Here is a 25,908-nt window from a genome sequence, read left to right on the forward strand (position 1 = left end):
CGAATTCGCATTAGGAGAACTTGTTGATCGCCAACACGCCTGAAGAGCCGCCAGCCGCGGCGCCAGTCGCTGCCTCGGCGGACGCCTCGGCCCAAGCCTCTGCCGAGACCTCTGCTCCGGCCGTCGACGGCACGGGTGAGTGCGCTCCCGGGACCCTGCAGGACTTCGTCATGAGCCTCATCAACGACGAGGCCGCCAAGGCCGCCTACCTTGCCGACCCGCTCGGCGCCCTCAACAACGCCGGCCTGGCCGACCTGACGCCGGCCGATGTGCAGGAGGTCCTCCCGCTGGTGGCCGACGGCCTGCCGACCGACCTGTCGGCGCTCCCCGTGGGCGACCTCCCCGTGGGCGACCTTCCCGTTGGCCTGCCGACCGGCCTGCCGGCCCTGGGTGACCTCCCGGTGCCGAGCCTGAACGACCTGCCCGTCGACCTGCCGAGCATCCCGGTCGACCTGCCGGCCGTCGGCGACCTCGGCGCTCTGCCGGCGCTGGGTGGCCTGCCGAGCCTCGGTGACCTGCCGGCCCTGGGTGACCTGCCCGCCGTCGGCGACCTCCCTGTGGACGTGCCCTCGGTGGGCGCGCTCCCGGTGGTCGGCGACCTGCCCGTCGGTGGCAACCTCCCGGTGGACCTGCCGGCCGTTGGCGCGCTGCCCGCCGTCGGTGACCTGCCCGTCGGTGACCTGCCGGTGGATCTCCCGACCGGCCTGCCGGCTCTGGGCGACCTGCCGGTGGACCTGCCGACCGGGCTCCCGGCTCTGGGTGACCTGCCCGCCGTTGGCTCGCTGCCGGTGCTCGGCGACCTGCCCACCGGGCTTCCCACGGGTCTGCCCGCGCTGGGTGACCTGCCGCTCGACGTGCCGTCCCTGGACACGCCGCTCGGCGACGTCACCGCCTTCACGGACAGCGTCTCGGGCGTCATCAGCGTCGAGGCGGACACGGACCCGATCGACACGGCCACCGCGGCCGTGCTGAACAACGAGAACGAGGGTGGCGCGCCGACGGTGTCGAGCCACACCGAGACCGTGTTTGGCGACCTCGCTGCCGGCGCGAAGCTGGCACCCGAGGAGTTCGGCGGCTCTGTCGCCGGCAGCACGCCGGCCGCGGACCTCGGCGCCGGCCTGGTCGGCCACTTCGGTGGCGACGTCGGGGGCTGGGCCGGCGCCGACACGGTTGCCGGGGACGTCGGTGTCGGCGCCCTCGCGGGCCCGGAGGGCCTCGCGCTCGCCGCGGAGTCCCCGCTCGGCAACCTGTCGCTCAACTCCGACGGTGAGTTCGACATCCAGCCGGCGGACCCCGCCGACCTCCTGGACGTCGACCACCTCGGCAACACCGGTGACGCGGTCGCCGGCACCGTCGCCCACTACGTCTCCGCCGGTGCGGGCGTCGTGGCGGGCGGTGTCGACCAGGGCGCGGACACCCTGGGCGGCTACCTGACCGGCATCAGCTCGGTCACGGACACCGTCGAGTCCACCACGGACACCGTCACCGACGGCATCCACACGGGTGGGGACCTCGTGTCCGAGCAGCTGACCAACCTGCCGACCACCGACGGCCTTCCGCTGCCGCAGCTCCCCGAGCTGCCGCAGCTGCCGGACGTCAGCTCGCACGACCTGCCGCAGGTGTCGGACGTGACCGGGCACCTCCCGGTCGACGTGCCGTCCCTGCCGGTGAACCTGCCCGACACGAGCGCGGTCACCGACCTCGTCTCGCACAACCCGGTGACCGACGTCGTCGGCGGTACCCCAGTGGGTGGGGTCGTCGACGGTGTGACGGGTCACCTCGACCAGGTCACCGACCACCTCGGTGACCTGCACCTGGGTCTGTAAACGCGCCTTTCAGCCCAGAAAGAAGGGGTTAGCCCCAACCCCAGGAGGCCGGGGCCCACGCGTCACCGTGGGCCCCGGCCCTCTTTCACCCGGATGGTTGAGCACGGCACACTCTTCCGAGTGAGGACTCCGCCCTGGCTCACCGTTCTCGACGACACCATCGCGGCCTGCATCACCCATCACCGCTCTGACCTGGCCGGAAAGCTCGAGAAAAGACGTTCGTTACTCCTTGAGCCGAAGCTCCGGGTGCCTGTGATCGGCGAGCCGAACCAGGGTAAAAGTCAGCTCGTCAACGCCCTCGTGAACGCCGAAGTGTGCGCCGTGGGTGACGATGTGACCACAATCACGCCCACGACTGTAACGCATTCGCCGACGGCCACGGCCGCTCTCGTGACGGACGTGCCAACGTCCGGCCGGCGCGCGATCGGGACGTCGAACGAGCCCACGAGGATCCCCGTGCCGGTCGAAGAGGTCGCCGCGCGGGCGCTGGTCAGCCAGCGCGCCGACGCGGAGATCCACGCGGAGGTCGGCCTGCCCCGCGAGCTGCTCGCCGCCGGTCTCGTGCTCATCGACACGCCCGCGGTCAACGGCAGCGGCCCGCTGCGCACCGCCAGCACGCTCGCCGCGCTGGCCACCGCCGACGCGGTGCTCATGATCTCCGACGCCACCGGCGAGCTGTGCGGCTCCGAGCTGGAGCTGCTCAAGCAGGTGTGCACGTTGTGCCCGGTGGTCACCGTCGTCCTCACCAAAATCGACATCGTGCCGCGCTGGCGTGCCGTCGCCGAACGAAACCGGGCCCGTCTCGCCGCCGCGGGCCTTCGGGTCAAGGTCGTGCCGGTGTCCGCGATGGTGCGACTCGCCGCTGCGAAGACCGGCGACAAGCAGCTCAACGAGGAGTCCGGGTTCGGCGAGCTCGTGCGCACGCTGTCGAAGGACGTGCTCGGCAACAGCGACGTGATCTACCGAGGGGCCACCGCGATGATGACCGCGCAGGCCACCCAGGCGTTGATGGGTCCACTGACCGAGGCGCTGACGGAGATCCGCAGCGGGGAACAGGGGCGGGCACAGACGCAGTACCGCGCCGCGCAGCACCGGCTCGACGAGCTGCGCCGGCGTACCTCCCGCTGGCAGACGATGCTGTCGGACGAGGTCGCGGACCTGATGTCGGACGTCGAGTATGACCTGCGCGACCGCACCCGCAAGATCGTCCGGGCGGCGGACGAGTTCTTCGACGCGGCGGACCCGGCCCGGACGTGGGACGACTTCGCCGAGTGGCTGCGGGAGGCGCTGGTCGAGACCGCGGACGTGAACTTCGCGTGGCTCGTCGAGCGGTTCCAGTGGGTGGCGGAGAAGATCGCCCGGCAGGTCGCGCTGGAGGAGGCCGTGCCGGAGGAGTTCGCGACCGACGGGCTGATGGACCACGTCGGCGGGCTCGAACCGCCGAGGGTGGAGAAGTTCACCGTCGGCCAGCAGCTGTTCGTCGGTCTGCGCGGGTCGTACGGCGGCCTGCTCATGTTCGGCCTCGCCACCACGATCGCCGGCATGCCGCTGATCAACCCGATCTCGCTCGGCGCGGGCGCCGCGTTCGGCGCGAAGAGCATCTGGGACGAGCGGTCCGGCCGGCTCAAGCGGCGGCAGGCGGTGGCGAAGTCGACCGCGCAGCGGTACGTCGACGACTTCTTCCTGTCCTACGGCAAGGCCAGCAAGGACACCACGCGGCAGGTGCAGCGCAAGCTCCGCGACCACTTCCAGGCGGTGGTGGAACGGCTGCAGACGGGCATCGCCGAGCAGGCCAACGCCGCCAAGCGGGCCGCCGAGGCCGAGCTCGCGGAGCGCCGCAGGCGCAGCCAGGAGATCACGGCCGAGGTGGACCGCCTCGTCGTGCTACACCGGCGCATCCAGGCGCTGGTCGGTCAGGCCCCGCCGCCGAAGGAACTTACGGCGTAAGCGGACCTCGCGGAGCGAACGATCGTTGTTCAGGACGGAGTCCGCGAGTGGGTGAGGGGGTTTCGTGAGCAGTTTGGCCGAGCGCGCGCACGGCATGATGCTGGACGCGTTGGAGCTGTACAGAGACAGCCCGCGTGCCGTGAACTGGTTGCGCCGCCACCTCGACCGGCTCGCCGAGCCGCTCCGGGTGGCGGTCGCCGGTCAGCCGAAGGTCGGCAAGTCGACCCTGGTGAACTCGCTGGTGGGCGAGGAGGTCGCGCCGCTGTCCGTCGAGGAGGGCAGCCAGGTGCTGGCCTGGTACCGGGGCGGGGCGAACCCCAGGGCCCAGGTGTACCCGACGCAGGCGCCGCCCAGGGACGTGCCGGCCGCACGCATGGGCGGGCGGTTGCACATCGACCTGGAAGGGTGGCGGTCCGACGGCATTGACCGGGTGATCGTCGACTGGCCGTCGCGCACGCTGCGTGGTCTGACGCTGATCGACACGCCCGGCGTCGAACCGTCCGAGGCCGCCTCGCGGATCTCGCTCGACGCCGACGCCGTCCTGTACCTGATGCGGCAGTTCCACGCGACGGACGTCGGGTTCCTGCAGTCGCTGCAGGACCACCCGATCGCGCGGGAGACGCCGGTGAACTCGATCGTCGTGCTGTCCCGTGCCGACGAGGTGGGCGGTGGCCGGATCGACGCGCTTACCTCGGCGAAGCGGCTGGCCCGGCGGTACCGGTCGGACGTCGCGCTGTCCGGGCTGTGCCAGAACGCGATCGCCGTCTCGAGCCTGCTCGCCCAGGCCGGCCGGACGTTGACGACGGACGAGCTGGCGTCGCTTCAGGTGCTGGCCGCGGCCGCGCGCCGGGAGCTGGAGATCGCGCTGGTGTCGGCGGACCGCTTCGTTGGTGAGGTCGTGCCGCTGCGCCTCGACGCCCGGACCAGGAGCGCGCTGCTCGACCGGTTCGGGATGTTCGGGATCCGTCTGGTGACGACGTTGATCCGGCAGGGCTTCGCCACGGTCGAGTCGCTGTCGCAGGAGCTGGTGACCCGCAGCGGCCTTGACGAGCTGCGCGAGTCGATCCGGCAGTGCTTCACCGATCGCCACGACGTGCTGAAGGCCAGGTCGGCGCTGCTGGCCATGGAGGTCGTACTGCGGATGGAGCCACGCCCGGCCGCGCGGCGGCTGGTGTCGGCGCTGGAGGCGCTGGTGGTGAGCGCCCACGACTTCCGCGAGCTGCGGCTGCTCGCGGCGTTGCACGGCGGCCGCACCACCCTGCCGGACGCGTTGACGGACGAGGCCCGACGCCTGGTCGGCGGGGTCGGCACCGCGTTGCCGGAACGCCTCGGCTTCACCCGCGACGCCTCGGGCCACGAACTGCACGACGCCGTGTCCGACGCCCTGCGTCGCTGGCAGGAACAGGCGGCGAACAAGGCACTGGGCACCGGCCAGCGCCGGGCCGCGCGCATCGTGGTCCGCAGCTGTGAGGGCATGGTCGCCCAACTGACCCGGTACTGAGTCTTTTGCCGCGCCGAGCAGGGTGGCGATGCTCGCGGGCGGTGCCCGGTGAACTAAGTTGGGCTGCCTCAACATGTTCGAGGGAGGAACCGTGGCGCGCGACCCCGACACCATCCAGCGGGAGATCGAGCAGGCGCGGGACGCGCTCGCGTCCACGCTGGACCAGCTGAGCACGAAGGCGAACCCGAAGAAGCTGGTCGACGATGCCAAGGCCGGCGCGGCAAGCACCCTGACCTCCCCCAAGGTCAAGTACCCCCTGATCGGCATCGCCGCCCTGATAGTCCTACTACTGATCCGCAAACTCTTCCGCTGACACCGCGCGAGTCGCGCGTTCAGCCCCGGCGAGTCTCGCGTTCGGCCCCTGCGAGTTACGTTTTCGGGAACACCCGAGGCGTACACGAAAACGCAACTCAGGGGGCCGAGAGCGCGACTCGCGGGTTTAGCTGCCGGTGGCCTTGGGGGTTTCCGCTGGTTGGGCGGCCTTGCGCGGGACCGGGGTCGGCTTTGGGCGTGGGCGTTCGGTGTCGGTGTGCTTGGCCGGGGACGGGACCGCGGTGGCCGCCGGTTTGCGTTCGGCCGGCTGGTCGGTCTCGGGCTCTTCCACGGGCGCGGGTTCGTCGGTTCGGGCCAGGCGGGCCGTCAGGTAGGCCGTGGTGAACTCGACCGCGTCGCCGTTCAGTAGGTGGACCACCGTCTTGTGGCCGGACTCGTCGGAGGTCAGCTGCTCCACCAGCTGGTCCGCCCGGTCGCGCGCCGCGATGAGGCCCGGTGCTCTGCCGGTCAGCGTCTTTCCGCGGCCCTTGACCGCGATCGTCCAGTCGTCCCCGTCCGGGGTGTAGTGCGCCTCGATCGGGTCAGCCATGTCTGTCTCCCGCCCCTCTGTTCGCCCACCCAACCCCCCTGGCGGACGGGCATGTTCAGCTGACCATAATCGATCAGCGGTGACCCTGCGTGGCTAATTCGGACGTAGCCCGAACCAGACCGTTCGCATCACCATCTCGGCGGCGTCCGCCGCCGAGACGTCGTCGCGCTGCACGTACCACAGGGACAGCCGCTCGCACGCCCCGACGACCATCTCCGCGTACGCCACCAACTCATTGTGCGGCACATCTGGCAAGAAAGACTCGAAAAGAGTGGCGTTGACCGCGGTCTGCTGCTGGCGCACCGCCTCGATTTCGGACACGGCGGACGGACCCGCCACCGCCGCCTCCGCCTGGATCAGCTTCCACGACCGCCGGTGCGAGTCGGTGAACTCGAAGAACGCCCTGAGCCCGTGCCGGAACCCCTCCTCCGCCGAGGCCACTCCTTCGACCGACGCGAGTGTCACGTTGAGTAGTTCCGCGCGTGCGGCCCGGATGCAGGCGACGAGCAGGCCCTCCTTGGACCCGAAGTACTCGTAGATCATCGGCTTGGAGACGCCGACCCGCTCCGCGACCTCGTCCATCGAGGTGGCCAGGTAGCCGCGCTCGGCGAAGATCTCCTCCGCCACCTCGATCATCTGCCGCTCGCGCTCCGCGCGCGGCATTCGTCGCCGTTTTTCCTTGGTGGGCGTCACGGCTCGACCCTACCGGAGGTAACCTACTCGCAGTAAGGTATTGCGGCATGGAGTTCCATACCGTGGTGATCGGTGCCGGCTTCTCCGGCCTCGGCATGGCCATCCAGCTCAAACGGGACGGCCGGGACGACTTCGTCGTACTGGAGAAGGCCGACGATGTCGGCGGAACGTGGCGCGACAACACCTACCCGGGCTGCGCCTGCGACATCCAGTCGCACATGTACTCGTTCTCGTTCGCCCAGAATCCGAGCTGGACCAGGTCCTACTCCGCGCAACCGGAGATCTGGCAGTACCTGCGCGACATCGTCGACCGGTACCGGCTCCGTGAGCACCTCCGCTTCGGCGTCGAGGTCGAAGCCGCCCGCTGGGACTCCGACGAGCTGCGCTGGCACGTCACCACGAGCGCAGGCGAGTACACGGCCCGGTTCCTCGTCCTGGGCATCGGCGCACTGCACGTGCCGAACATCCCGGCTCTACCCGGCATCGAGCGCTTCCAGGGCGAGGTGTTCCACTCCGCCCGCTGGAACCACGACTACGACCTCACGGGCAAGCGCGTCGCCGTGGTCGGCACCGGCGCCAGCGCGATCCAGTTCGTCCCGCGCATCGCGCCCGACGTCGCCGAGCTGACGATCTTCCAGCGCACCCCGCCGTGGATCATCCCCAAAGCCGACCATCCGGTGCCGGGCTGGGCCAGGTCCCTGTTCCGCCTGGTCCCCGGCGTGCAGCGGCTCTACCGCGACCTGATCTTCTGGCTGCTCGAGGCCCGCGCGCTCGGCTTCAACGGCCACCCGCGCCTGATGCGGTTGTTGGCGCGGGCCGCCCTCGCCAACATGTCGCGGACGATCCAGGACCCGGAGCTGCGGCGCAAGCTCACCCCCGACTATCTGATGGGCTGCAAGCGGATCCTGCTGGCCAACGACTACTACCCGGCCCTGAACAGGGACAACGTCACGGTCAACACGGCCGGGATCGCGGCGGTCGCCGAGGGCGGGATCGTCGACGGCGACGGGGTCGAGCACCGGGCGGACGCGATCATCTACGGCACCGGCTTCCACGTCACCGACGCGTCCGAGTACCACCTCGACATCACCGGCGTCGACGGCCGCGACCTGGCGAAGGAGTGGCGCCGGCACGGCCTCCACACCCACCTCGGCATCACGGTCGCCGGCTATCCGAACCTCTTCTTCCTGCTCGGCCCGAACACCGCGCTCGGGCACAACTCGGTCGTCTTCATGATCGAGTCGCAGATCAGGTACGTGGCGCAGGCCATGGCGCTGGCCGACCGTACCGGCTCCGCGGCGCTCGACACGAAGGAGAGCGCGCAGGCCGAGTTCCAGTCGGACATCCAGCGCAGGCTGGTCGGCGGCGTGTGGACGCGGGGTGGCTGCCGGAGCTGGTACCTCGACTCACGGGGCGTGAACAGAGCCATCTGGCCCGGCTTCGCGTGGCGTTACTGGCTGCGCACCAGGACACTCGACCCGTCCACGTTCGAGCTGGTCGGCTGAGTTGTGTTCATAGCGTGTTCAGTCTGGGAAAGAAACCACCCGTTTGGTGTGAGCACCCTTCTTCACCTGCGTAAACTGGCGAGAAAACACACCAAGCGGTGGATATCTGGCATCTGGGAACAGCGTGGGACCATCCTCCGATGCCCACGGTTCTCACCGGGCCCGGTACTCTGAGCGACGTGATGATGACCGAACAGCATCATTCACAAAGGGCGATGAGGTAGTTGACCGAGCACCGCGGGTGTCGAGAATTCGCCTTGCGGGCGGCGGATGGCGAGGCAGCGTGATTCGTCGCTGACCAGGCGAGATCTGCCACACAAGGTCGACACGGGGGTTGACGTTGAGCCGAGGAACGCCGGGGTTCACCGCTGTGCTTGCGGTGACCGAGTTCCGCGCGCTCTGGTTCGCCGAGGCGCAGTCCGTCTTCGGTGACCAGCTCGCGAAGGTCGCGCTGACCATCCTCGTCTACAACCGCACGGGCTCCCCGCTGCTCGCCGCGCTGATGTACGCGCTGACGTTCCTGTCCGCCCTCATCGGCGGGCTCGGCCTCTCCCAGCTCGCCGACCGGTTCCCGCGCCGCAGGCTCATGGTCGTGAGCGCGCTGGTCCAGGCACTGCTGGTCGGTCTGATGGCCATCCCCGGCATGCCGATCGCGCTGCTGTGCGCGCTCGTCCTCGGGGTCGGGCTCGTCCAGGCGCCGTCCGCGGCCGCGCAGAACGCCATGACGCGGGAGATCTTCACCGACGACGAGCTGTACCTGCGTAGCCAGGACCTGCGCGGCATCACCACGAACACGATCATGCTGCTCGGTCTGGCCGGCGGCGGCATGCTGGTGGTCGCGATCGGCGCCAGCTGGGCGCTCGCGGCCAACGCGATCACGTTCGGAGTCAGCGCGATCCTGATCGCCCGGTTCGTCAAGGAACGGCAGATCGCCGGCAGCAAGGAAGACGGCTGGTTCGGCGCGGCCCGATGGGTGTTCGGGCGCAGCCGCATGCGTGTCCTGCTGACACTGTCCTGGTTGGTCGGTCTCGTGGTCATCCCAGAAGGACTGGTGGCCCCGCTGGCCAGGGAGCTCGGCGAGTCCGACGCGGCGGTCGGTTGGCTGCTCGCGGCCGACCCGCTCGGGTTCGTTGTCGGGGTGTACCTGTTGTCACGGTTCGTGGCCGCGCATCACCGCGTTCGGGTGATGGGCGTGCTCGCGGCAGGAGCGTCCGCCACCCTGATCGGGTTCGCGTTCCAGCCCAACCTGGTGTTCGCGCTGGCGATGCTCGCGATCGCGGGCATGTTCGGCGCGTATCAGATCACCGTCAGTGCGACGTTCAATTCCCTCGTTCCGAATGATATTCGGGGAGGAGCGTTCGGCATCATTCGAACGGGCCTTCGAGTATCGCAGGGAATCGGCGTAGCAATTGGCGGCGCGGTAGCACAGGGTATTGATTCGGCTACAAATACGATTGCCCTGGCTGGCGTTCTTGGTGTGCTCATCGCGATTCCCGCCGCGGTCGCCTGGGCTCGGTTGAACCGGGTCGAGCCGGAGTCCGCGGGCTTGACGCGGTTGAACACACTACCGTCCGGATAGCTCAGGTGATCACAGATCGCGGTCCATCATCACGGTTCACCTCCTGGTGGGGAAGACCAGAGCTGAACTGGTCGTATCCTGCATGAGTTCGGCGGCAGAACATCACAGATCGCGATCGGACATCACAGTTCACCTCCCGCGGGGGACGGGGTAGGTACCGAATGGCGTCACCGGGTGAGAAACCCACAAACGTGCAGTGGCATGCTAGCGGTCCACACAGTCCGTTGGTTTTCGGCTCGTTCGGGGCACACTCGTATGTGGCACCGATGGAGGACGTTCGCCCATGAGCTTCACCGCCCACGATGGGTCCGGGCAAGCGTCGCCTGCCGGAAAAGGCCACTCCACCAGAACAGGGCGTGGGGGAAGCGCCCCGACTGGTCGGACACAGGCCCGAGCCCCTGTGTCACCCACAAGTGTGAACGATCAGAGCGATTCAGAACAGCGTAGCCCCCTTTTTGTAGTACATCCCCGTCACTGGGCGTTCTGGCAACAGCGGCCGAGACTGGTCGCCTACATGATGTTGTGCGACCTCGTGGCGGTCGCGTTCATCGTGTTTGTCACGGTCACAGCCCCGGGGCCGGTCCGCTCGGACTGGTTCCGCTTCGCCACGCTCGCCGTCTGCGCGACAGTCCACTTGCAGCTGTCACGTCGGCAGGAAGAACGGCGCCGCAGCAGAAAACGCACTGTGCAGATCGACCTCGTGGGCATCTGGTCGTTCGCCGGCGTCGTCGTGCTGCCGATCCACCTGGCGATGCTCGCGATCGTCCTATCGAGAACGCAGCGCTGGTTCGTCGCCCGCCGGCCCCTGTACCGGTACATCTTCTCGACGTCGAGCGTGCTGCTGGCCGCCGTCGCCACGCACGAGACGGTGACGGCCTTCGGGCCCCGGGTGTGGTCGCAGCTGGACGTGACCGGGTCGATCACCGCGTTCGGCATCCTGATGCTCGCGGGCCTCGTGTACTTCGCGTCGCAGGCCGTGGTCATCGGCGCGGGCGCGATCCTGCTGTCGACGACGCGGCCGACGCTGCGCGGGGTGCTGGGCACCAAGGAGGACAACGAGCTGGAGGTGCTCACCATCGCCCTCGGGACGGTGGGGGCCATCCTCCTGGTCAACGTCCCGGCGACCCTCGTGATCATGGTGGCGGTCGGCGTCATCGCCAACAACATCGCCGAGGTGCGCCAGCTGCAGGTCGACGTCCGCACCGACTCGAAGACGGGCCTGCTCAACATGCGTGGCTGGCGGGAGGTCGCGGAGCGCGAGATGAACCGCGCCAACCGCGACGACCTGCCGTGCGCGCTGCTGATGGTGGACCTCGACCACTTCAAGAACATCAACGACACGTGGGGTCACCCGGCCGGTGACGACGTGTTGGAGTACGTGGCCCACGCGCTACGCAGCGCCACCAGGCCGAGCGACGTGATCGGCCGCTTCGGCGGCGAGGAGTTCGTCCTGCTCCTCCCGGACGCCGACACGGAGGAGGCCTCCGCGGCGGGCGAGCGCATCCGTCAGAAGATCTCCGAGCTCCACGTCCCGACGACCGACAAACGCGGTGGCCCGGTCGCGATCTCCGAACGCACGACCTCGATCGGGGTGGCGGTGTACCCGGTGCACGCCAGCGCCCTCGACTCGCTGCTGCAGAAGGCCGACGCGGCGGTCTACGAGGCCAAGGAAGGCGGCCGCAACCAGGTCCGCATGGCCACCATCTGACCGACCCCGGTCACCCGTGGGGATGACGCCGCGCCCCTGAGTCACCCTGAGGTACGACACGAAACATCAGGGTTAAGCCGGATGGCCGAAGTGATCTCAGCGAGTAGCCTTCGACCCCATGGGGAAACCAGGACGGTTGCCCCGGTTCAGCGCTCTGGTGGGGATCGTGCTGGCGGCGGCGGGGTTCGCGGTGGTCGCCTCCCGGCCCGGTCCGCCGCAGTACCGACCGCCGACGGGGGACGTCGCCAAGGCGGAACGGGCGATCGAGGACCAGCTCGACCCCACGTCGGGGCGGGATCCGATCGCGGAGCTGCCGGCGGACTTCTCGAAGGTGAGTGGGCGCGAACCGGTGCACATGAAAGCCCCGGACGGCACGACCCGCGCCGTCCATCCCGACGGGGGTTGCTCGTCGCCGTGGGGGGCGACGCAGTGGGACTACAGCGTGGGCTGCAAGGCACACGATCTCGGCTACGACCTGCTGCGCTACGCCGAGGCCAAGGGGCAGCCGCTGTCCCCGGAACTGCGGGAGCGGCTCGACGACCGGCTGTCCGAGGACATGTACGCCCAGTGCCACTACAACCCGAAGGACTCGCCGGGGGCGTGCGAGCTCGTCGCCGGCATCTACACCGTGGGACTCGTGGTCAACTCGTGGCACCAGCGGTGGGGGCCGCCACGCAACGAACCCGTCGGGGTGTGGTCGGTCGCCATGGTCGTGATCATGTTGCTGATCGTGGCGCGGGCGCCCGGCCTCGTTCGGCGGCGGCCGGCGCGGGTCCGGCTGGTGGAACGGAAACCGGTGCTCGACGAGACCGAGCAGGCACAGGCGCACAGCATGAGCTACCTGCGGGTGCTCAGCCTCACCGGCATCGTGCTCGGTGAGTCACTCCTAGCCTTCACCATGCGCGACGACAGGGAGCCGGTCTGGGCCTGGCCATTCACCTGGCTGTTGCAGCTGGTCCCGCTCTTCTTCCTGGCCGGCGGCCACTCGAACCTGCTGGCGTGGCGGGCCATGCGAGGCCACTACGTCACGTTTCTCGCCACCCGGGTCGGCTGGCTGATCCGGCCCGTCCTCGCCTTCGTGATCGCCTGGCTGGTCATCCCGCTGTCGCTCGAGCTGCTCAGGGCGCCGGACAGCGCGGTGGCCGCCTTCAGCAGGCTCGTCGTGCAACCGCTGTGGCTGCTCGGCCTGTACCTGCTGGTCGTGGCCGTCACCCCGCTCATGGACCGGCTGCACCGGACGTTACCGAGGGGCACTCTCGTGGTGCTGGCGGCCGCGGTCGCCTGGCTCAGCTTCCTCGGCGGTTCCGTCGCCGCGCATGCCGGCGGGGTGCTCGTCGCGCTGCTGTTCGCCCAGCTCGCCTTCCACTACGCCGACGGCAGGCTCTGGCGGATCCCGAAGGCGGTGCTGGTCGGCACGGCCGTGGCCGCGTTCGTCGGGCTGGTCGCGCTCACGACCGTGGGCGTGCAGCCGAAGCTGCAGCTCGCCGAGCCGACCGGGTACGCGGCGTTCGCGCCGTCGCTCGCCGGCGTGCTGCTCATCGGCATCATGCAGACGGCGCTCGTGGCGCTGCCCCGTGAACGCGGCCTGCACGCGCTCGTGACCAGCGCGCCGGCCCGTGTGCTCGCCGTGGCCAGGGCCGCGCCCATGACCGCCTACCTGGTCTACGTGTGCGCGATGCTCGCGCTCGAAGGTGTCATCGGCGTGGCCCACTCCGCCACCGGGGTCGGCTGGCTCACCGAGCCACGCACGATCTTCGCCGTCGGGCTGATCGCGATGCCGACACTGCTCGGGTTCCTCTGGTTCGAACGCCGTCCGCCAGAACCCATGCCGGACGAGCTGTCCGAGTCGGAGCCGCACCGGCACTGGGCGCACACGCTGGCCGCGGTCCTCGGCGTCGTGTTCGGCGGCCTCGGGGTGATCGGCTTCGCGGTCGCCGGGCTGTCCGGGTGGAGCGAGTCGGCGCACGTGCTGGGGCTGCCCGTCGACCCGATGGCGAACCTCATCCACCTGCTGGTCGGCTGGTACCTCGTGCACTGCGTGCACCTGCACACCAGCTCGCGGCCGGGCCCGTGGATCGTGACGGCCGTCGCGTGCGTGCCGCCGATGCTGACGACCGTCAGCCCCGTGGGCACGGTGGTACACAGCGTGACGATGACTGTGGCGTTGGTCATTGCCGGGGCGTGCATGCCGGCGTTCGCCCGGGCCGCAACCCCACCACCAGTACCTGCTGGCCGTTGACATCGGGTGAAATTTCCGCGCCGCTTCGATCACGGTCAGCGACGTATGCCACCCTACGCTCAACCGAGTGGTGCTCAAGCACGTCTATGTGCTGAGTAGGAGTTTCGGGAGGAGCGGGAGGGAGCCGGGGTGAACTACCGGGCACCGAGGTCAGAAGGGCCTGTGCCAGGACGTGGTCGGCAGCAGCCGTCACGTTCCGGCGGCCGCACGCCACCTCCGGCGAACGCCGGGCGGGTGGTCGGCGGCCGGCAGAGCACCCCAGCCGACCGCAGAGGGACCCGTTCGGACCACTACCAGGACCGGCGCCGGGAAGACCGTCAGGACCGTGACCGAACCGACCGTGACCGCCGGGACCGTCCCGTCCGCTCGGCCGCTCCGGACCGTTCCGCTCGCTCGGCCTCCTCGGACCGTTCCGCTCGCTCCGACCGCGCCGCTCGGCCCGCCGGCCGGCCGCAACGCACGTCCGACGCCCGCTGGCAGCCGCTTCCCGACGACCCGAAGCCGCGGTCGAGCCGTCGGCCGAGCAGGCCCGGCCTGCTCGGCGGCAAGGTCATCGCCGGCCTCCTGTCGCTGCTGGTGCTCGTCGGCACCGGTTACTACTCGAACCGCCTCGACAACTTCAACGACAGCCTGACCACCGCGGACGTCATCGACGCGCCGCCGGTCGAGAAGCCGGCAGACGGCGCGATCGACATCCTCATGGTCGGCATGGACAGCCGCACGGACGCGCAGGGCAACCCGCTGTCCAAGGAGCAACTCGCCATGCTGAGCGCCGGTGTCGCCGACGGCGAGCAGAACACCGACACGTTGATCATGATCCGGATCCCGAACGACGGTGCGCCGGCGGTCGGGGTCTCCATGCCGCGTGACTCGTACGTCGAGATCCCCGGCTACGGCCAACACAAGATCAACTCCGCGTACGCCCGAGCCAAGATCGACGCCAGGGCCCAGCTCGAGGAGGAGGGTGTCTCCAACCCGGCCGAGCTGCAGGTCAAGTCCAACGCCGTGGGCGCGAAGAAGCTCATCGACACCGTCCAGGACCTGACCGGCGCGACCATCGACCACTACGCCGAGGTCAACCTGCTCGGCTTCTACGACATCACGAACGCCATCGGCGGCATCGACGTGTGCCTCAACGCACCGGTGAGGGACAAGTACTCCGGCGCGAACTTCCCGGCCGGTCCGCAGACGCTCGCAGGCACGCAGGCGCTCGCGTTCGTGCGGCAGCGGCACGGGCTCACGAACGGCGACCTGGACCGGATCAAACGGCAGCAGGTGTTCATGTCCGGGATGGCGAAGAAGATCATGTCGGGGAACATGCTGGCGCCGGGCTCGGAGACCCTGGACAAGCTGCAGGCCGCGATCCAGAAGTCCGTCGTGCTGGACAAGGGCTGGAACGTCCTGCAGTTCGCCACCCAGATGACGACCATCACCGGCGGCAACGTCGACTTCCAGACGATCCCGACCGGCTCGATCGACCTGAAGACCGAGAGTGACGGATCCGCGGTCGAGGTCGACCCGGACGACGTCAAGGCCTTCGTCGCCGGCCTGCTCGGCACCAAGACCGGTACCTCGGAGTCGGGCGCCCCGGACGCCGCGGCCGACAACAGCAAGATCACGGTCAACGTGTACAACGCCACGGACCGCAAGGGGCTCGCCACCGGCGTCGCCAAGGTGTTGACCGGTGAGGGCTTCGTCGAGGGCGCGGTCGACAACGCCGACGCGCGTTCGTCCACTGTGGTCCGGCACGCCACCGGCGAGCAGGACTTCGGCACCAGGGTCGGGAGCGCGCTGGGTGGAAACGTGCAGGTCGAAGAGGATGCGAACCTGCCGGCCGGCTCGGTGTCAGTCCTGCTCGGCGAGGACTACGACGGTCCTGGTGGGTCCGCTTCGGACAGTGCGGACGGGAACCGGCTGACCGGCGAGCCCATGCTGAACCTGACCGGTCCCCAGGCGGCTCGAGCCCAGCCGCTGCAGCCGGGCCAGCCCGGTTGCGTCAACTGACCGTGCCCCCGTTCACTCGAACGAGGTAATTGCTTGCGCAAATTCCGAAAATCCGCGTAATCCAACGGCACTTCCTCGCTTCCTCATATGTCGGCGTCCTGGTCGGGGGACCGGGCGTCACGAGGAGAGGGGCGATCGTGCGGCTGGACATAGCGACCTACCAGCGGGTTCTCGGCGACGAGTTGCGCAGGCTGCGCAAGCAGCGTGGGTGGACCCGTCGCGACCTCAACCACCGGTTGCAGAGCGACATCTCCCTCCAGACGCTGGCCACGTACGAGCTCGGCACGAGACAGTGCTCCGTCGTGCGGCTCGTGGAGATCTGCCTGGCCCTCGACGAGGTGCCGCACGAGGTGCTGGCCCGCGTGCACCAGCGGGTCTTCCTCGACGCTCCGGTTGGCCGGATCCGGATCGACCTGCGCAAGGTGGCCCGCGACAGCCAGCCGGAGCTGCTGCCGCTGCGCCGCTGGGCGAAAGGCAAGCTGGCGGAGTTCAACGGCCATCAGGCGGCGGAGGTGAGCCTGGACATCTCGGCACTGGAGCGGATGGCCGAGCTGTGCGGGCTGGAGACGGTCGAGCTGATCGGGCGCCTGCGGACGATCAGCGGCATGGCCGGGGTCGGCGAGTGACGAGCCACGCGCGACCCGACCGAGGGGTGGGTCGCGCGTGGCTGTGTTTCCCGACCAACCCGGTGGGTAATCGAACCGGGTACGGATGTCGCGTCGGGAGGAGGCGAACGATGCCGGACAGAAGTGGCCCGTCCGAGGGCGTCAAGGGCGTCGTCGAAGAGGTCAAGGGCCGGTTCAAGGAAGCGGTCGGCGCGGTTGTGGGGGATGACTCCAAGGTCCGCGAGGGTCAGGCGCAGCAGGACAAGGCCGCGGCGCAACGTGAAGTGGCCGACAAGGAAGCCGCTGCCGAGCGCGCCAGGGCCGAGGCGGACGTGCATGAGGTGCGCGAGAGGTCCCACCAGGACCGCTGAGCACACCATGCCCGCGGCGTCGGTGACAGAGGTCCCGGCGTCGCGGAGTCTCACCCCGTGAGGCCGGCGACCCCTTCCAGCAGACGGTCCACATCGGACTTGTCCGTGTAGGGAGCGATGCCGGCGCGGACCGCGCCCGTGTTCTCGATGCCGAGGACGCGGGCGCATTCGTGTGCGTAGAAGGTGCCGGCCGGCGCGTTCACCCCCCGCTCCGCCAGCTTTTGGTACACCTCCGCCGGTGCCACATCCGTCACCGTGAACAGTGTGGTCGCCGTGCGTGTCCGGTCCGGGTCGCCGTAGCGGACCACGCCGGGGATGCGTGCCAGCCCACCGTCCAGCTGGGACAGCAGCGCCGACTCGTGCTGTTCCAGCGCCTCGAACGACGCCGCCAGCCGGGCCCGGCGCGAACCGCTCCCCGGCACGAGGTCCGCCAGGAAGTCGATCGCGGCCGTCGTGCCCGCCAACGACTCGTACGGCAGCGTGCCGAACTCGAACCGCTCCGGCACCTCGTCCGACGACGGCAGCAGCTTGTCCGGGCGCAGCTCCGCCAGCAGCGCGGGCGAGGCGGCCAGCATCCCGAGATGCGGGCCGAGGAACTTGTACGGCGAACAGGCGTAGAAGTCCGCGCCCAGTGCGGTCATGTCCACGAAAGCGTGCGGCGTGTAGTGCACACCGTCCACATAGACGAGTGCGCCGGCCTCGTGCGCGGTCGCCGCGATCGTCGCCACGTCCGGGCGGCTGCCCAGGAGGTTGGACGCGGCCGTCACGGCCACGAGCCGGGTGCGGGTCGACAGGACACGCGCCACGTCGTCGGCGGTCAGCACTCCGGTCTTCTGGTCGAACGACGCCCACCGCACGGTCGCGCCCGCCGCCGTCGCCGCCTGCACCCACGGGCGCACGTTCGCGTCGTGGTCCAGCCGCGTCACCACGACCTCGTCGCCGGGACCCCATGTCTTGGCGAGCGTGCGGGCGAAGTCGTAGGTCAGCTGGGTCATGCTGCGGCCGAAGACGATGCCGGCCGGGTCGCCGCCCACCAGGTCGGCACCGGCGGCGCGGGCCGCGTCGACGATCTCGGTGGCCCGCCGTTCCGCCGCGGTCACGGTGCCCTTGTTGGCGACCGCGGAACGCAGCACGCCCGCGATGGCATCCGCCACCTGGTTGGGCGACTGCGAACCGCCCGGCCCGTCGAAGTGGGCGGCACCCTCGTCGAGTGCGGGGAAGTGTGCCCGCACCGCGGCGACGTTGTAGGACATGCGCAGACCTCCGGCGTTGAGCTGGCTACCCACCTACATTAGGCACATGTTGATTGCTGCTGGGGATCTGCTCGCACTCGCCACCGAGGTCCTGAAGGCCGAGGGCGCGCCGGACGCCACGGCGAGCACGGTGGCCGGGTCGCTCGTGCAATCCAACCTGCTCGGCCACGACTCGCACGGCGTGCTGCGCCTGCCGAGGTACGTCGACGAGATCCACAAAGGACGGATCGACCCCCGTGCGCTGCCGGAGGCCTCGCACGTCCGGCGCGGGTCCGTGGTGGTGCGCGGGCGGCGGGCCTTCGGGCAGCTCTCCGCGGGGCACGCGGTGCGCGAACTCCTTGCCCTGGACGGGATCGGGGTCGCGGTCGTCCAGGAGTGCAACCACATCGGCCGGGTCGGTGAGTACGTCGCCGAGCTGGCCATGCACGACCTCGTCGGCATCGCGTTCGGCAACACGGGGTCGAACGTCGCGCCCTACGGCGGCCGCGAGCGGCGGCTCGGCACCAACCCGCTCGCCTGGGCCGTGCCACGGGAGCGCGGGAAGCCGCCGATCGTCATGGACTGGGCCACCTCCGTCGTCGCCGAGGGCAAGCTCGCCGTCGCGAGGGACGCGGGAAAACCCGTGGCGGACGGGATCGTGCGGGACGCGGACGGCCGGATCTCCACGGACCCCAACGACTTCTACGCCGGCGGCATGCTGCTCCCGTTCGCCGACCACAAGGGCTACGGACTGTCGGTGCTCATCGAGCTGGTCGCCGGCCTGCTCACGGGCGCGGGCATCGCCGGTATGCCCGGCTACACCGGCGACTTCGGCACCGTGTTCATCGCGTTCCCCATCGACACCTTCCAGCCGGCGGGCGAGTTCCGCGCGAAGACGGAGGAGTTCTGCCGCCGTCTCGCCAAGACCCCGCCAGCACCGGGGTTCGAGGAGGTGCTGGTGCCCGGCGAGCCGGAGGAACGCACACGCGCCCAACGCGAACGGGACGGCATTCCCATCGCCGAGGTCACCTGGCAGGACCTGAACGCCCTGAGGGCCGCGCGATGAACCTGACGGACACGGTCGCGGTGATCACCGGCGGCGGTACGGGCATCGGCCGCGCGACCGCCTTGGCACTCGCGGCGGCAGGCGCCGGCGGTGTGGTCGTCACGTACAGCAAGTCCGCCGCCGAGGCCGAGTCCGTCGCCGCCGAGCTGCCCTGCCGGGCGCTGGCCGTGCGGTCGGACGTGTCGGACGACGCGCAGGTGCGTGCGTTGAGCTCGTTGGTGCACAGCGAGTTCGGCCGCGTGGACGTACTGGTCAACAACGCGGCCACCACCTACCGCGTGCCGCACGAGGACCTCGACGGGCTGACCGACGAGGCGTTCGGTCGGGTACTGGACGTGAACGTGCTCGGTCCGTTCCGGATGGCCCGTGCTTTCGCACCCGCACTACGGGAAAGTCGCGGCGCGGTGGTCAACATCGCGTCGATCGCCGGTTTTCGCGCGGGTGGCTCGTCGATTGCCTACGGTGTCAGCAAAGCCGCGCTGATGCAGCTGACCCGCAACCTGGCCGTGGCGCTGGCGCCGGAGGTGCGCGTCAACGCGGTCGCCCCCGGCACCGTGGCCACCCGCTGGCAAACCGACCTGCACGGCGAGGAAGGCTTCCAGCGCAGGGCAGCGGCCGAACGGGAATCGGTGCCACTGAAGCAAACGGCGGCCCCCGAGCACGTCGCGCAGGCGGTGCTCGGCCTGCTGGCCATGGACCTGGTCACCGGTGAGACGGTCATCCTCGACGGCGGCAAGCACGTCGTCTACTAGCGGCTCAGGCCGAACGTCTCGAACAGGCGGAGGTCGAAGAACGAGATCACGTGTGTGAACACCGGTCCGCGGACGGTGAACGCCTGCAGGCAGAACGGTTCGTCGCGCAGGAACATGCCGACCGCCGGCGCGCCGTTCGCCTCGGTGTGGGCGAACCGGAAGTCACCCGGCCCGCCGGGGCACTGGTGGGTCAGGTGGCGTGCCACCTGCTCAGGTCCACGAAACCAGGTGGTGTACGGGGGCATCTCCCATACGGCGTCCTCGGCGAGCAGCGCCACGATCGCTTCGACGTCCTTGCGCTCGAACGCCGCTACGTACCGTTCGAGCAGGTCACGCGTGTCCGGATCGTTCGGCTCCAGCACGTCGTTCTGGGTGAGGTCGGAGAGCTGGGCGCGGGCCCGTTGCAGTGCCGAGTTGACCGCCGCGGTCGTCGTGTCGAGCAGTTCGGCGACCTCGGCGGCCCGCCATGTCAGCACGTCCCGCAGGATCAGCACCGCACGCTGCCTCGGTGGCAGGTGCTGCAGCGCCGCGACGAACGCGAGCCGCGTGCTCTCCCGTGCCGTGACGATGGCGGCGGGGTCGTCGGCGCCCGTCGGCATCGGCTCCAGCCACGGCACGTCGTCCCGCTTCTCGAGCACCTGCCCGCCCGTGTCGGAGGGACCACCGAGCCCCGCGGGCAACGGCCGCCTGGCCCGACCTTCCAGCGCGGTCAGGCACTGGTTCGTCGCGATCTGGTACAGCCAGGTACGTAGCGTCGAACGTCCTTCGAACCGGTCGTAAGCCCGCCACGCGCGCAGCAGCGTCTCCTGCACGAGGTCTTCGGCGTCGTGCACCGAGCCGACCATGCGGTAGCAGTGCGTCAGCAGTTCGCTGCGATACGGGCTCAGGACATCCATACGGCCTTATCGCACCACACGGAACTGAAGGTGGGTGGCCGCGGGCGTGGCGACACACCGGGTGCGTTCGAGCGTGTACTGGCCGCCGAGGTGTTCGAACATCCGCGTGCCGCCGTTGAGCAGCACGGGGACGATCTGGATGTTGATCTCGTCGAGCAGGCCGAGGGCGAGTGCCTGCTGCGGGATCGTCGCACCGTGCAGTCCGACGACCTTGTCCTCGGCCAGCTTCTTGGCCTGCTCGATCGCGGTGGCCACGTCGGTGACGAAGGTGTACACGGACGGGTACGTCCTGGTGGGCGGGTTGTGGGTGACGACGAAGACGGGGGTGTCGCCGAGCGGGCCCCCGTCGCCCCACCCGCCGTCGCCCTCGTTCTTGTCGAACGACCTGCGGCCCATGATGACCGCGCCGGTCTTTTCGATCATCTCGTTGAGGATGGCGGCGTCCTCGTCGGTGGACTTGTCGAAGATCCAGTCGTGCAGGCCTTCCGCGCCCGTGCCGAAGGGGTGCTCGCGGCTGTCGTCGGGTCCGGTGACGTAACCGTCGAGCGACATCGACATGCTGGTGGAGACGATGGCCATGTGCTTGTTCCTTTCAGGCGGCATTGCGACATGCCGTGAGGCTGGCCTCGCAGGCGGCGACGAGCTGGGCGTCCGCGCGGGTGCGGGCGCCGCGGTCGCACTTCGGACAGTGCAGCGCGATGGTGCCGTTGACCTCGTCGACCGCGACCTCCAGCGCCCGCCGGCAGGACCGGCACCAGCGGTGCCCACTGACCTGACTGACGTGCAGGTCGCTGTGGCAGCACTGGTGGATCCACCGGCGGTGGGCCGGGCACGTGATCCGGTCGAGCGCGTCGAGGAAGCCGATCTCCTCGGCGTGGTCCTCGGCGATGAGCGCGTCCGCCAGTGCCTCGGCGGACCTGGTCCGGATCTGGAGGGTGGCGGTCATGGCCCTGTCCTTACTGCTCGGCATCGTGACACCGAGACGTCGAGCACCGCCGGCCCAAATCGACACCCGAGCCCGAATTTCCTCAAGCAAACGCGCGAGTCTCGCTCCCAGCCCCCGCGAGTCTCGCGTTCAGCACCCCCGAGTTACGTTTTCAGGTACACCGAGGCGGACACGAAAACGCAACTCGCGGGGGCCGAACGCGCGACTCGCGAGTCAGGTGCGGGCTGCCAGGCGGTCTATCGCGGCTGGGGCGAAGACCGCTTCCGCGGCCAGGCCCGCCATGCCGACCAGCGGGGCTCGTTCGCCGAGGACCGCCGGGCCCACGTCGAGTCCCTGAGCCGCGACCTCGTGAGCCTGCTGTGTCAGTGTCTCCGCGAGGCCGGCGCGGAACGGGGCCAGCGCGCCGATCTCCCCGCCGACACGGACAACGTTCGGGTTGAGGATGGTCACCACGGTGGCCAGGACCGTGCCGACCAGACGGCCCGCGTCCGTGGCCAGCGCCACCGCGTGCGGAGCGCCCGACTCGACGCGGCGGATCACGTCCGGCAGGGACCGGGCGCCGTCGCCGCGGAGCTGGCGGATCAGTGCCTTTCCGCTGGCCAGCGCCGCCACGCAGCCGCGCCGCCCGCAGCTGCACCGCTCGTCGTGGTCCTCGATGCGGATGTGGCCGATCTCCCCGGCGCAGCCCGTCGCGCCCCGGTGCGGCTGCCCACCGATCACCACGCCGGCACCGATGCCGGTGCCGACGGCGACGCCGAGCACCGTCGACTGCCGGCTGCCCGCGGCCAGGTACTCGCCGTACGCGAGCGCGTTCGCGTCGTTCTCCAGCAGGACCTCGACCCCGAGACCGTCGGCCAGGGCGTCACGAAGCGGCTGGTCACGCCACGCGGTCATGGTCGACGGCATGATCGAGATGCCCGTGGCCTGGTCGATCTGGCCAGGCACCGCCAGCCCGACCGCCGCCAGGTCCCCACCGCGGCCCGCCTCGGTCAGCAGCTTGCGTGCCGTGTCGACCAGCCATGGCAGCACGTCCGACGGCGTGTGTCCCAGTGGCAACCGTTCTGTGTGCTCGGTGAGCACGGCGCCGGCGAGGTCGGCGACCCCGACCGAGATGTGGCTCGCGCCCAACCACGCCACCACCGCGACCCTGCTCGTGCGGTCAGCCTCCAGTAACTGCGCGCGACGGCCTCCGCTCGACGCGTCGTGCCCGACTGTCCGAACCATCCGCAGCCTTTGGAGCGTGTCCAATCTCTCCACCAGTGTCGCGCGGGACAGTCCGAGTAGGGCTTGCAGCTGTTGACGGGTGAGCGGGCCCGCGTCGTGTAACACGGCGACAACATTTCCGGGTGACGCCGCGCCACTACTCGGGATAGTTCGGTTGACGTCGTGCATGTCACCAGCCTAAATTGGTATGATGTGACTTCTGTCTAAAGTTTAGACAGAAGTGAGCGAATTTGCCACGACGCGACTGCTGCTGGAGGTCAGGTGAGACCGAGCTTGGGCCCCGTGCAGCTGGCGGCGAGCGCGGCCTGGACGCTGTCGGGCAACGACATCGGCACCATGATCACGGCCGCGCCCCGGCTCTACCCACACATGTGGAGCTGGGACACCGCGTTCATCTCGATCGGACTGGCGCACCTCTCGGCCGCGCGGGCCGCTCAGGAGCTCGAGACGCTGCTGTCGGCGCAGTGGCGCAACGGCATGATCCCGCACATCGTCTTCTCCGAAGGCGCGGGCTACTTTCCCGGCCCGGAACGCTGGGGCGCCGCCGAACTGAACCAGGACGCCCCGGACTCGCCGCGTACGTCCGGTATCTGCCAACCACCCGTACACGCGATCGCGTTACGCCGGATCGTGGACATCGCCCGCTCCCAGGGGGAGCGGGCAACGGCGTACGAACTGCTGAAGTTCGCCTGGCCACGGCTGTACCGGTGGCACGAGTGGCTGGTGCGGCACCGCGATCCCCTCGGCACGGGCATGCTGGCCATCGTGCACGGCTGGGAGTCCGGAATGGACAACTCGCCACGCTGGGACATCCCCTACGCGGAGGTGGTTCCCGGCCTGGACCTCCCGCCCTACGTCCGGCTCGACCGCGGCCTGGTCGCCGCCGACGCGGAACGTCCCAGCGACACCGAGTACGACCGCTACCTGTGGTTGATCGAGGAGATGCGCAAGGTCCGCTACGACGCGGACGCGGTGGTGCGCACGTCGAGCTTCCTGGTCGGCGACGTGTTCGTGACGGCCTTGTTCGCGCTGGCGAGCGAGGTGCTCGCGGAGCTCGGCGAGGAGAGCGAACAGCCGCCGTGGCAGATCCGGCAGCTGCGTGGCTGGGCCCGCCGTTCCCGCGCCGCGGTCGCGGCGGCGTACGACCCGTTCACCGGCCTGGCCCGCGACCGCGACCTGCGTGGCGACCAGTGGCTGTCGACGTCGACGATCGCCGGGTTCGCGCCGCTGCTGTGCGGCGGTCTGCCCCCGGACGCCGAGAAGAAGATGATGGAGCTGCTGTGCGGACCGGACTGGGCGGGCCATCCGGCCCTGTTCGCGGCCATCCCGCCTTCGGTGTCCCCGAACGACATCGGTTTCCGGCCACGCGAGTACTGGCGCGGTCCGGTCTGGCCGGTGATCGCGTGGCTGTTCGGCTGGGCCTTCGAGCAGCGCGGCTGGCTCGCGGAGTCGATCCACCTGCGCGGGGAGTGCCTACGCCTCGCCGCGGACGGTTCCTTCGCCGAGTACTACCACCCGTTGACCGGTGAGCCACTCGGCTCGAGACAACAGTCCTGGACGGCCACCGTCGTCCTGGACTGGCTGCACACGTCATGAACCCGTTCGAGGTGCCTGGCCGGTTCTGGCGCGGCAACCTGCACACCCACTCGGCACTGTCCGATGGCGCACTGTCCCTTTCGGACACTGTGGCCGTCTACCGGGACGCCGGCTACGACTTCGTCGCGGTGACCGACCACTTCCGCGCCGAGTACGGGTTTCCGCTGGCCGACACGCGTGCACTGCGGTCGCCCGGTTTCACGACGTTGCTCGGCGCGGAACTACACGGGCCGAGGGCGTCGTTCGCGTCGGACTGGCACATCCTGGCGTTGGGACTGCCGCCGGACTTCCCGGCCGCCGATCGCGGTGAGACCGGTCCACTGCTGGCTCGCCGGGCTCGCCGAGCGGGTGCGTTCATCGGCATGGCTCACCCGTCGGCGTCGTTGCTGACGGTCGCCGACGCGGAGAGCCTGGACGCCGCCCACGCCGTGGAGGTGTACAACGCGGTGTCGGCATGGGAGGACCGGGGCGACAGCTGGCACCTGTGCGACGTGCTCCTGGCGCGCGGTCACCGCCTGTCCGCCTACGCCGCCGACGACGCCCACTTCCAACCGCAGGACCCGCCGGGCCTCGTGGCGTGGGTGCAGGTGCGTGCGCCGTCGCTGCATCCCGACCGGTTGCTCGCGGCGCTGAAGGCCGGGCACTATTACTCGAGCACCGGTCCGGAACTGCACGACATCTCGGTCCACGGCGACAAGGTGACGGTTCGCTGCTCGCCGGCGAGCCGCATTCTGGTCACCGGCGGGGTCCCTGGCAAGCAAGTCATTGCCGGTGAGGAGTTGACCGAGGGCACATTGCCGCTGACCATGTTCAAAGGCGGTTATTTCCGGGTGACCGTGGTGGATTCGACCGGCGGGCGAGCGTGGAGCAACCCGATCCGGCCGGACGACACCGCGAACAGATGACCAGCCGGGGAAAGACCCCGTCGGGGCGTGTGCGGCGCCCCGACGGGGGACCCGTACCCGCGTGTCCAACGCCCACGACCCGCGAGTTCAACAAACGCGACCGGTGAGTTCAACAAAACGCGCTGGCCGGATTGTTGAACTCACCGGTCTGTGCGGTTGGACTCGCGGGTCTGTTGTGTTGGACTCGCGTGGTTAGTGGCGGCGGGCTGCCATTTTTGCTGCTGCCGCGCCCGCGGCCAGGATCACCACCAGCATCGTCAGGCTCCAGCGACGCTTTTCCTCGGTTGCGTCCCTGGTTCCCGGCGGGGGTTCCACGGCCGCTTCCTCCAGGTGTAGGCGCCTGCTTGACGTCGGGGGTGGGGGCGTCGCAGTCGGCGGTGGCGCGGTGAGCGGGGGTGCCGGTGGTGGAGCCGCCTCCGGGGTTCGGGCCGGTGCCGGTGAGGTCGTTGTG

22 protein-coding genes are annotated in these 25,908 nt (G+C 69.7%); 15 read left to right on the forward strand and 7 right to left on the reverse strand.

Translation table 11 applies throughout. The annotated features are described in order from the left end of the window. The first annotated feature begins 23 nt into the window (after positions 1-23). The 4 genes from VF106_RS36825 (at position 24) to VF106_RS36840 (ending at position 5,587) form a co-directional block, all read left to right on the forward strand. The gene (locus tag VF106_RS36825) at positions 24-1,826 is read left to right on the forward strand and encodes an IniB N-terminal domain-containing protein (RefSeq protein WP_330844579.1); all 1,803 of its coding nucleotides are present in this window, start codon (positions 24-26) and stop codon (positions 1,824-1,826) included. Between the two features lie 93 nt (positions 1,827-1,919). Further along, positions 1,920-3,773 (forward strand): dynamin family protein, encoded by a 1,854-nt coding sequence (locus tag VF106_RS36830; RefSeq protein WP_330844580.1) that lies wholly within the window; start codon positions 1,920-1,922, stop codon positions 3,771-3,773. Between the two features lie 64 nt (positions 3,774-3,837). Continuing rightward, the gene (locus VF106_RS36835; protein ID WP_330844581.1) at positions 3,838-5,274 is read left to right on the forward strand and encodes a GTPase; all 1,437 of its coding nucleotides are present in this window, start codon (positions 3,838-3,840) and stop codon (positions 5,272-5,274) included. 91 nt (positions 5,275-5,365) lie between these two features. Further along, a complete protein-coding gene (locus VF106_RS36840; RefSeq protein ID WP_330844582.1) occupies positions 5,366-5,587 on the forward strand; it encodes a DUF3618 domain-containing protein in 222 nt (73 codons plus the stop codon). Positions 5,588-5,713: 126 nt separating this feature from the next. On the opposite strand, the gene VF106_RS36845 is transcribed toward VF106_RS36840, so the two are convergent. Continuing rightward, positions 5,714-6,136 (reverse strand): hypothetical protein, encoded by a 423-nt coding sequence (locus VF106_RS36845; protein ID WP_330844583.1) that lies wholly within the window; start codon positions 6,134-6,136, stop codon positions 5,714-5,716. Positions 6,137-6,229: 93 nt separating this feature from the next. Beyond that, a complete protein-coding gene (locus VF106_RS36850) occupies positions 6,230-6,829 on the reverse strand; it encodes a TetR/AcrR family transcriptional regulator (protein WP_330844584.1) in 600 nt (199 codons plus the stop codon). A gap of 47 nt (positions 6,830-6,876) precedes the next feature. On the opposite strand from VF106_RS36850, the gene VF106_RS36855 reads away from it, so the two are divergent. From VF106_RS36855 to mbp1, 7 genes are all read left to right on the forward strand, one after another. Then, entirely contained in the window at positions 6,877-8,334 is a 1,458-nt protein-coding gene (locus VF106_RS36855; RefSeq protein ID WP_330844585.1) for a flavin-containing monooxygenase, read from the forward strand. Positions 8,335-8,704: 370 nt separating this feature from the next. Further along, a complete protein-coding gene (locus tag VF106_RS36860; RefSeq protein ID WP_330844586.1) occupies positions 8,705-9,913 on the forward strand; it encodes an MFS transporter in 1,209 nt (402 codons plus the stop codon). Between the two features lie 514 nt (positions 9,914-10,427). Then, a complete protein-coding gene (locus VF106_RS36865) occupies positions 10,428-11,621 on the forward strand; it encodes a GGDEF domain-containing protein (RefSeq protein WP_330844587.1) in 1,194 nt (397 codons plus the stop codon). A gap of 118 nt (positions 11,622-11,739) precedes the next feature. Then, entirely contained in the window at positions 11,740-13,860 is a 2,121-nt protein-coding gene (locus VF106_RS36870) for a phospholipase A2 (RefSeq protein ID WP_330844588.1), read from the forward strand. A gap of 162 nt (positions 13,861-14,022) precedes the next feature. Further along, a complete protein-coding gene (locus VF106_RS36875; protein ID WP_330844589.1) occupies positions 14,023-15,864 on the forward strand; it encodes an LCP family protein in 1,842 nt (613 codons plus the stop codon). Between the two features lie 137 nt (positions 15,865-16,001). Further along, positions 16,002-16,490, forward strand: coding sequence for a helix-turn-helix domain-containing protein (locus tag VF106_RS36880; protein WP_330844590.1), 489 nt, complete (start codon positions 16,002-16,004; stop codon positions 16,488-16,490). A 110-nt stretch (positions 16,491-16,600) separates the two neighbouring features. Then, entirely contained in the window at positions 16,601-16,840 is a 240-nt protein-coding gene (mbp1, locus tag VF106_RS36885) for a microaggregate-binding protein 1 (RefSeq protein WP_330844591.1), read from the forward strand. Between the two features lie 50 nt (positions 16,841-16,890). Here the strand turns inward: mbp1 and VF106_RS36890 are convergent, their stop codons facing one another. Further along, the gene (locus tag VF106_RS36890) at positions 16,891-18,093 is read right to left on the reverse strand and encodes a cysteine desulfurase-like protein (RefSeq protein ID WP_330844592.1); all 1,203 of its coding nucleotides are present in this window, start codon (positions 18,091-18,093) and stop codon (positions 16,891-16,893) included. A gap of 46 nt (positions 18,094-18,139) precedes the next feature. Between VF106_RS36890 and VF106_RS36895 the strand changes: the two genes are divergently transcribed. Both VF106_RS36895 and VF106_RS36900 read left to right on the forward strand, forming a co-directional pair. Next, entirely contained in the window at positions 18,140-19,138 is a 999-nt protein-coding gene (locus VF106_RS36895) for an Ldh family oxidoreductase (protein WP_330844593.1), read from the forward strand. Then, positions 19,135-19,890 carry an SDR family NAD(P)-dependent oxidoreductase gene (locus tag VF106_RS36900; RefSeq protein ID WP_330844594.1) on the forward strand — a complete coding sequence of 252 codons (756 nt, stop codon included), beginning with the start codon at positions 19,135-19,137 and terminating at the stop codon, positions 19,888-19,890. The genes VF106_RS36895 and VF106_RS36900 overlap by 4 nt, the downstream gene beginning before the upstream one ends. On the opposite strand, the gene VF106_RS36905 is transcribed toward VF106_RS36900, so the two are convergent. From VF106_RS36905 to VF106_RS36920, 4 genes are all read right to left on the reverse strand, one after another. After that, a complete protein-coding gene (locus VF106_RS36905; RefSeq protein ID WP_330844595.1) occupies positions 19,887-20,786 on the reverse strand; it encodes a sigma-70 family RNA polymerase sigma factor in 900 nt (299 codons plus the stop codon). The two genes, VF106_RS36900 and VF106_RS36905, sit on opposite strands and share 4 nt — an antisense overlap. A gap of 6 nt (positions 20,787-20,792) precedes the next feature. Further along, positions 20,793-21,365 (reverse strand): dihydrofolate reductase family protein, encoded by a 573-nt coding sequence (locus VF106_RS36910; protein WP_330844596.1) that lies wholly within the window; start codon positions 21,363-21,365, stop codon positions 20,793-20,795. Positions 21,366-21,378: 13 nt separating this feature from the next. Next, complete coding sequence (locus VF106_RS36915) at positions 21,379-21,732, reverse strand: hypothetical protein (RefSeq protein ID WP_330844597.1); 354 nt, start codon at positions 21,730-21,732, stop codon at positions 21,379-21,381. A gap of 213 nt (positions 21,733-21,945) precedes the next feature. Continuing rightward, on the reverse strand, positions 21,946-22,956 hold the full coding sequence (locus VF106_RS36920; protein WP_330844598.1) for an ROK family protein: 1,011 nt from the start codon (positions 22,954-22,956) through the stop codon (positions 21,946-21,948). Positions 22,957-23,217: 261 nt separating this feature from the next. Here VF106_RS36920 and ggh point away from each other — a divergent pair, with 261 nt between their 5' ends. Both ggh and VF106_RS36930 read left to right on the forward strand, forming a co-directional pair. Then, complete coding sequence (ggh, locus tag VF106_RS36925; protein ID WP_330844599.1) at positions 23,218-24,552, forward strand: glucosylglycerate hydrolase; 1,335 nt, start codon at positions 23,218-23,220, stop codon at positions 24,550-24,552. Then, positions 24,549-25,457 (forward strand): CehA/McbA family metallohydrolase, encoded by a 909-nt coding sequence (locus VF106_RS36930; RefSeq protein WP_330844600.1) that lies wholly within the window; start codon positions 24,549-24,551, stop codon positions 25,455-25,457. The genes ggh and VF106_RS36930 overlap by 4 nt, the downstream gene beginning before the upstream one ends. Positions 25,458-25,908: the final 451 nt, after the last annotated feature.

This window comes from Actinophytocola sp., from assembly GCF_036378875.1.
GTDB lineage: Bacteria > Actinomycetota > Actinomycetes > Mycobacteriales > Pseudonocardiaceae > Actinophytocola.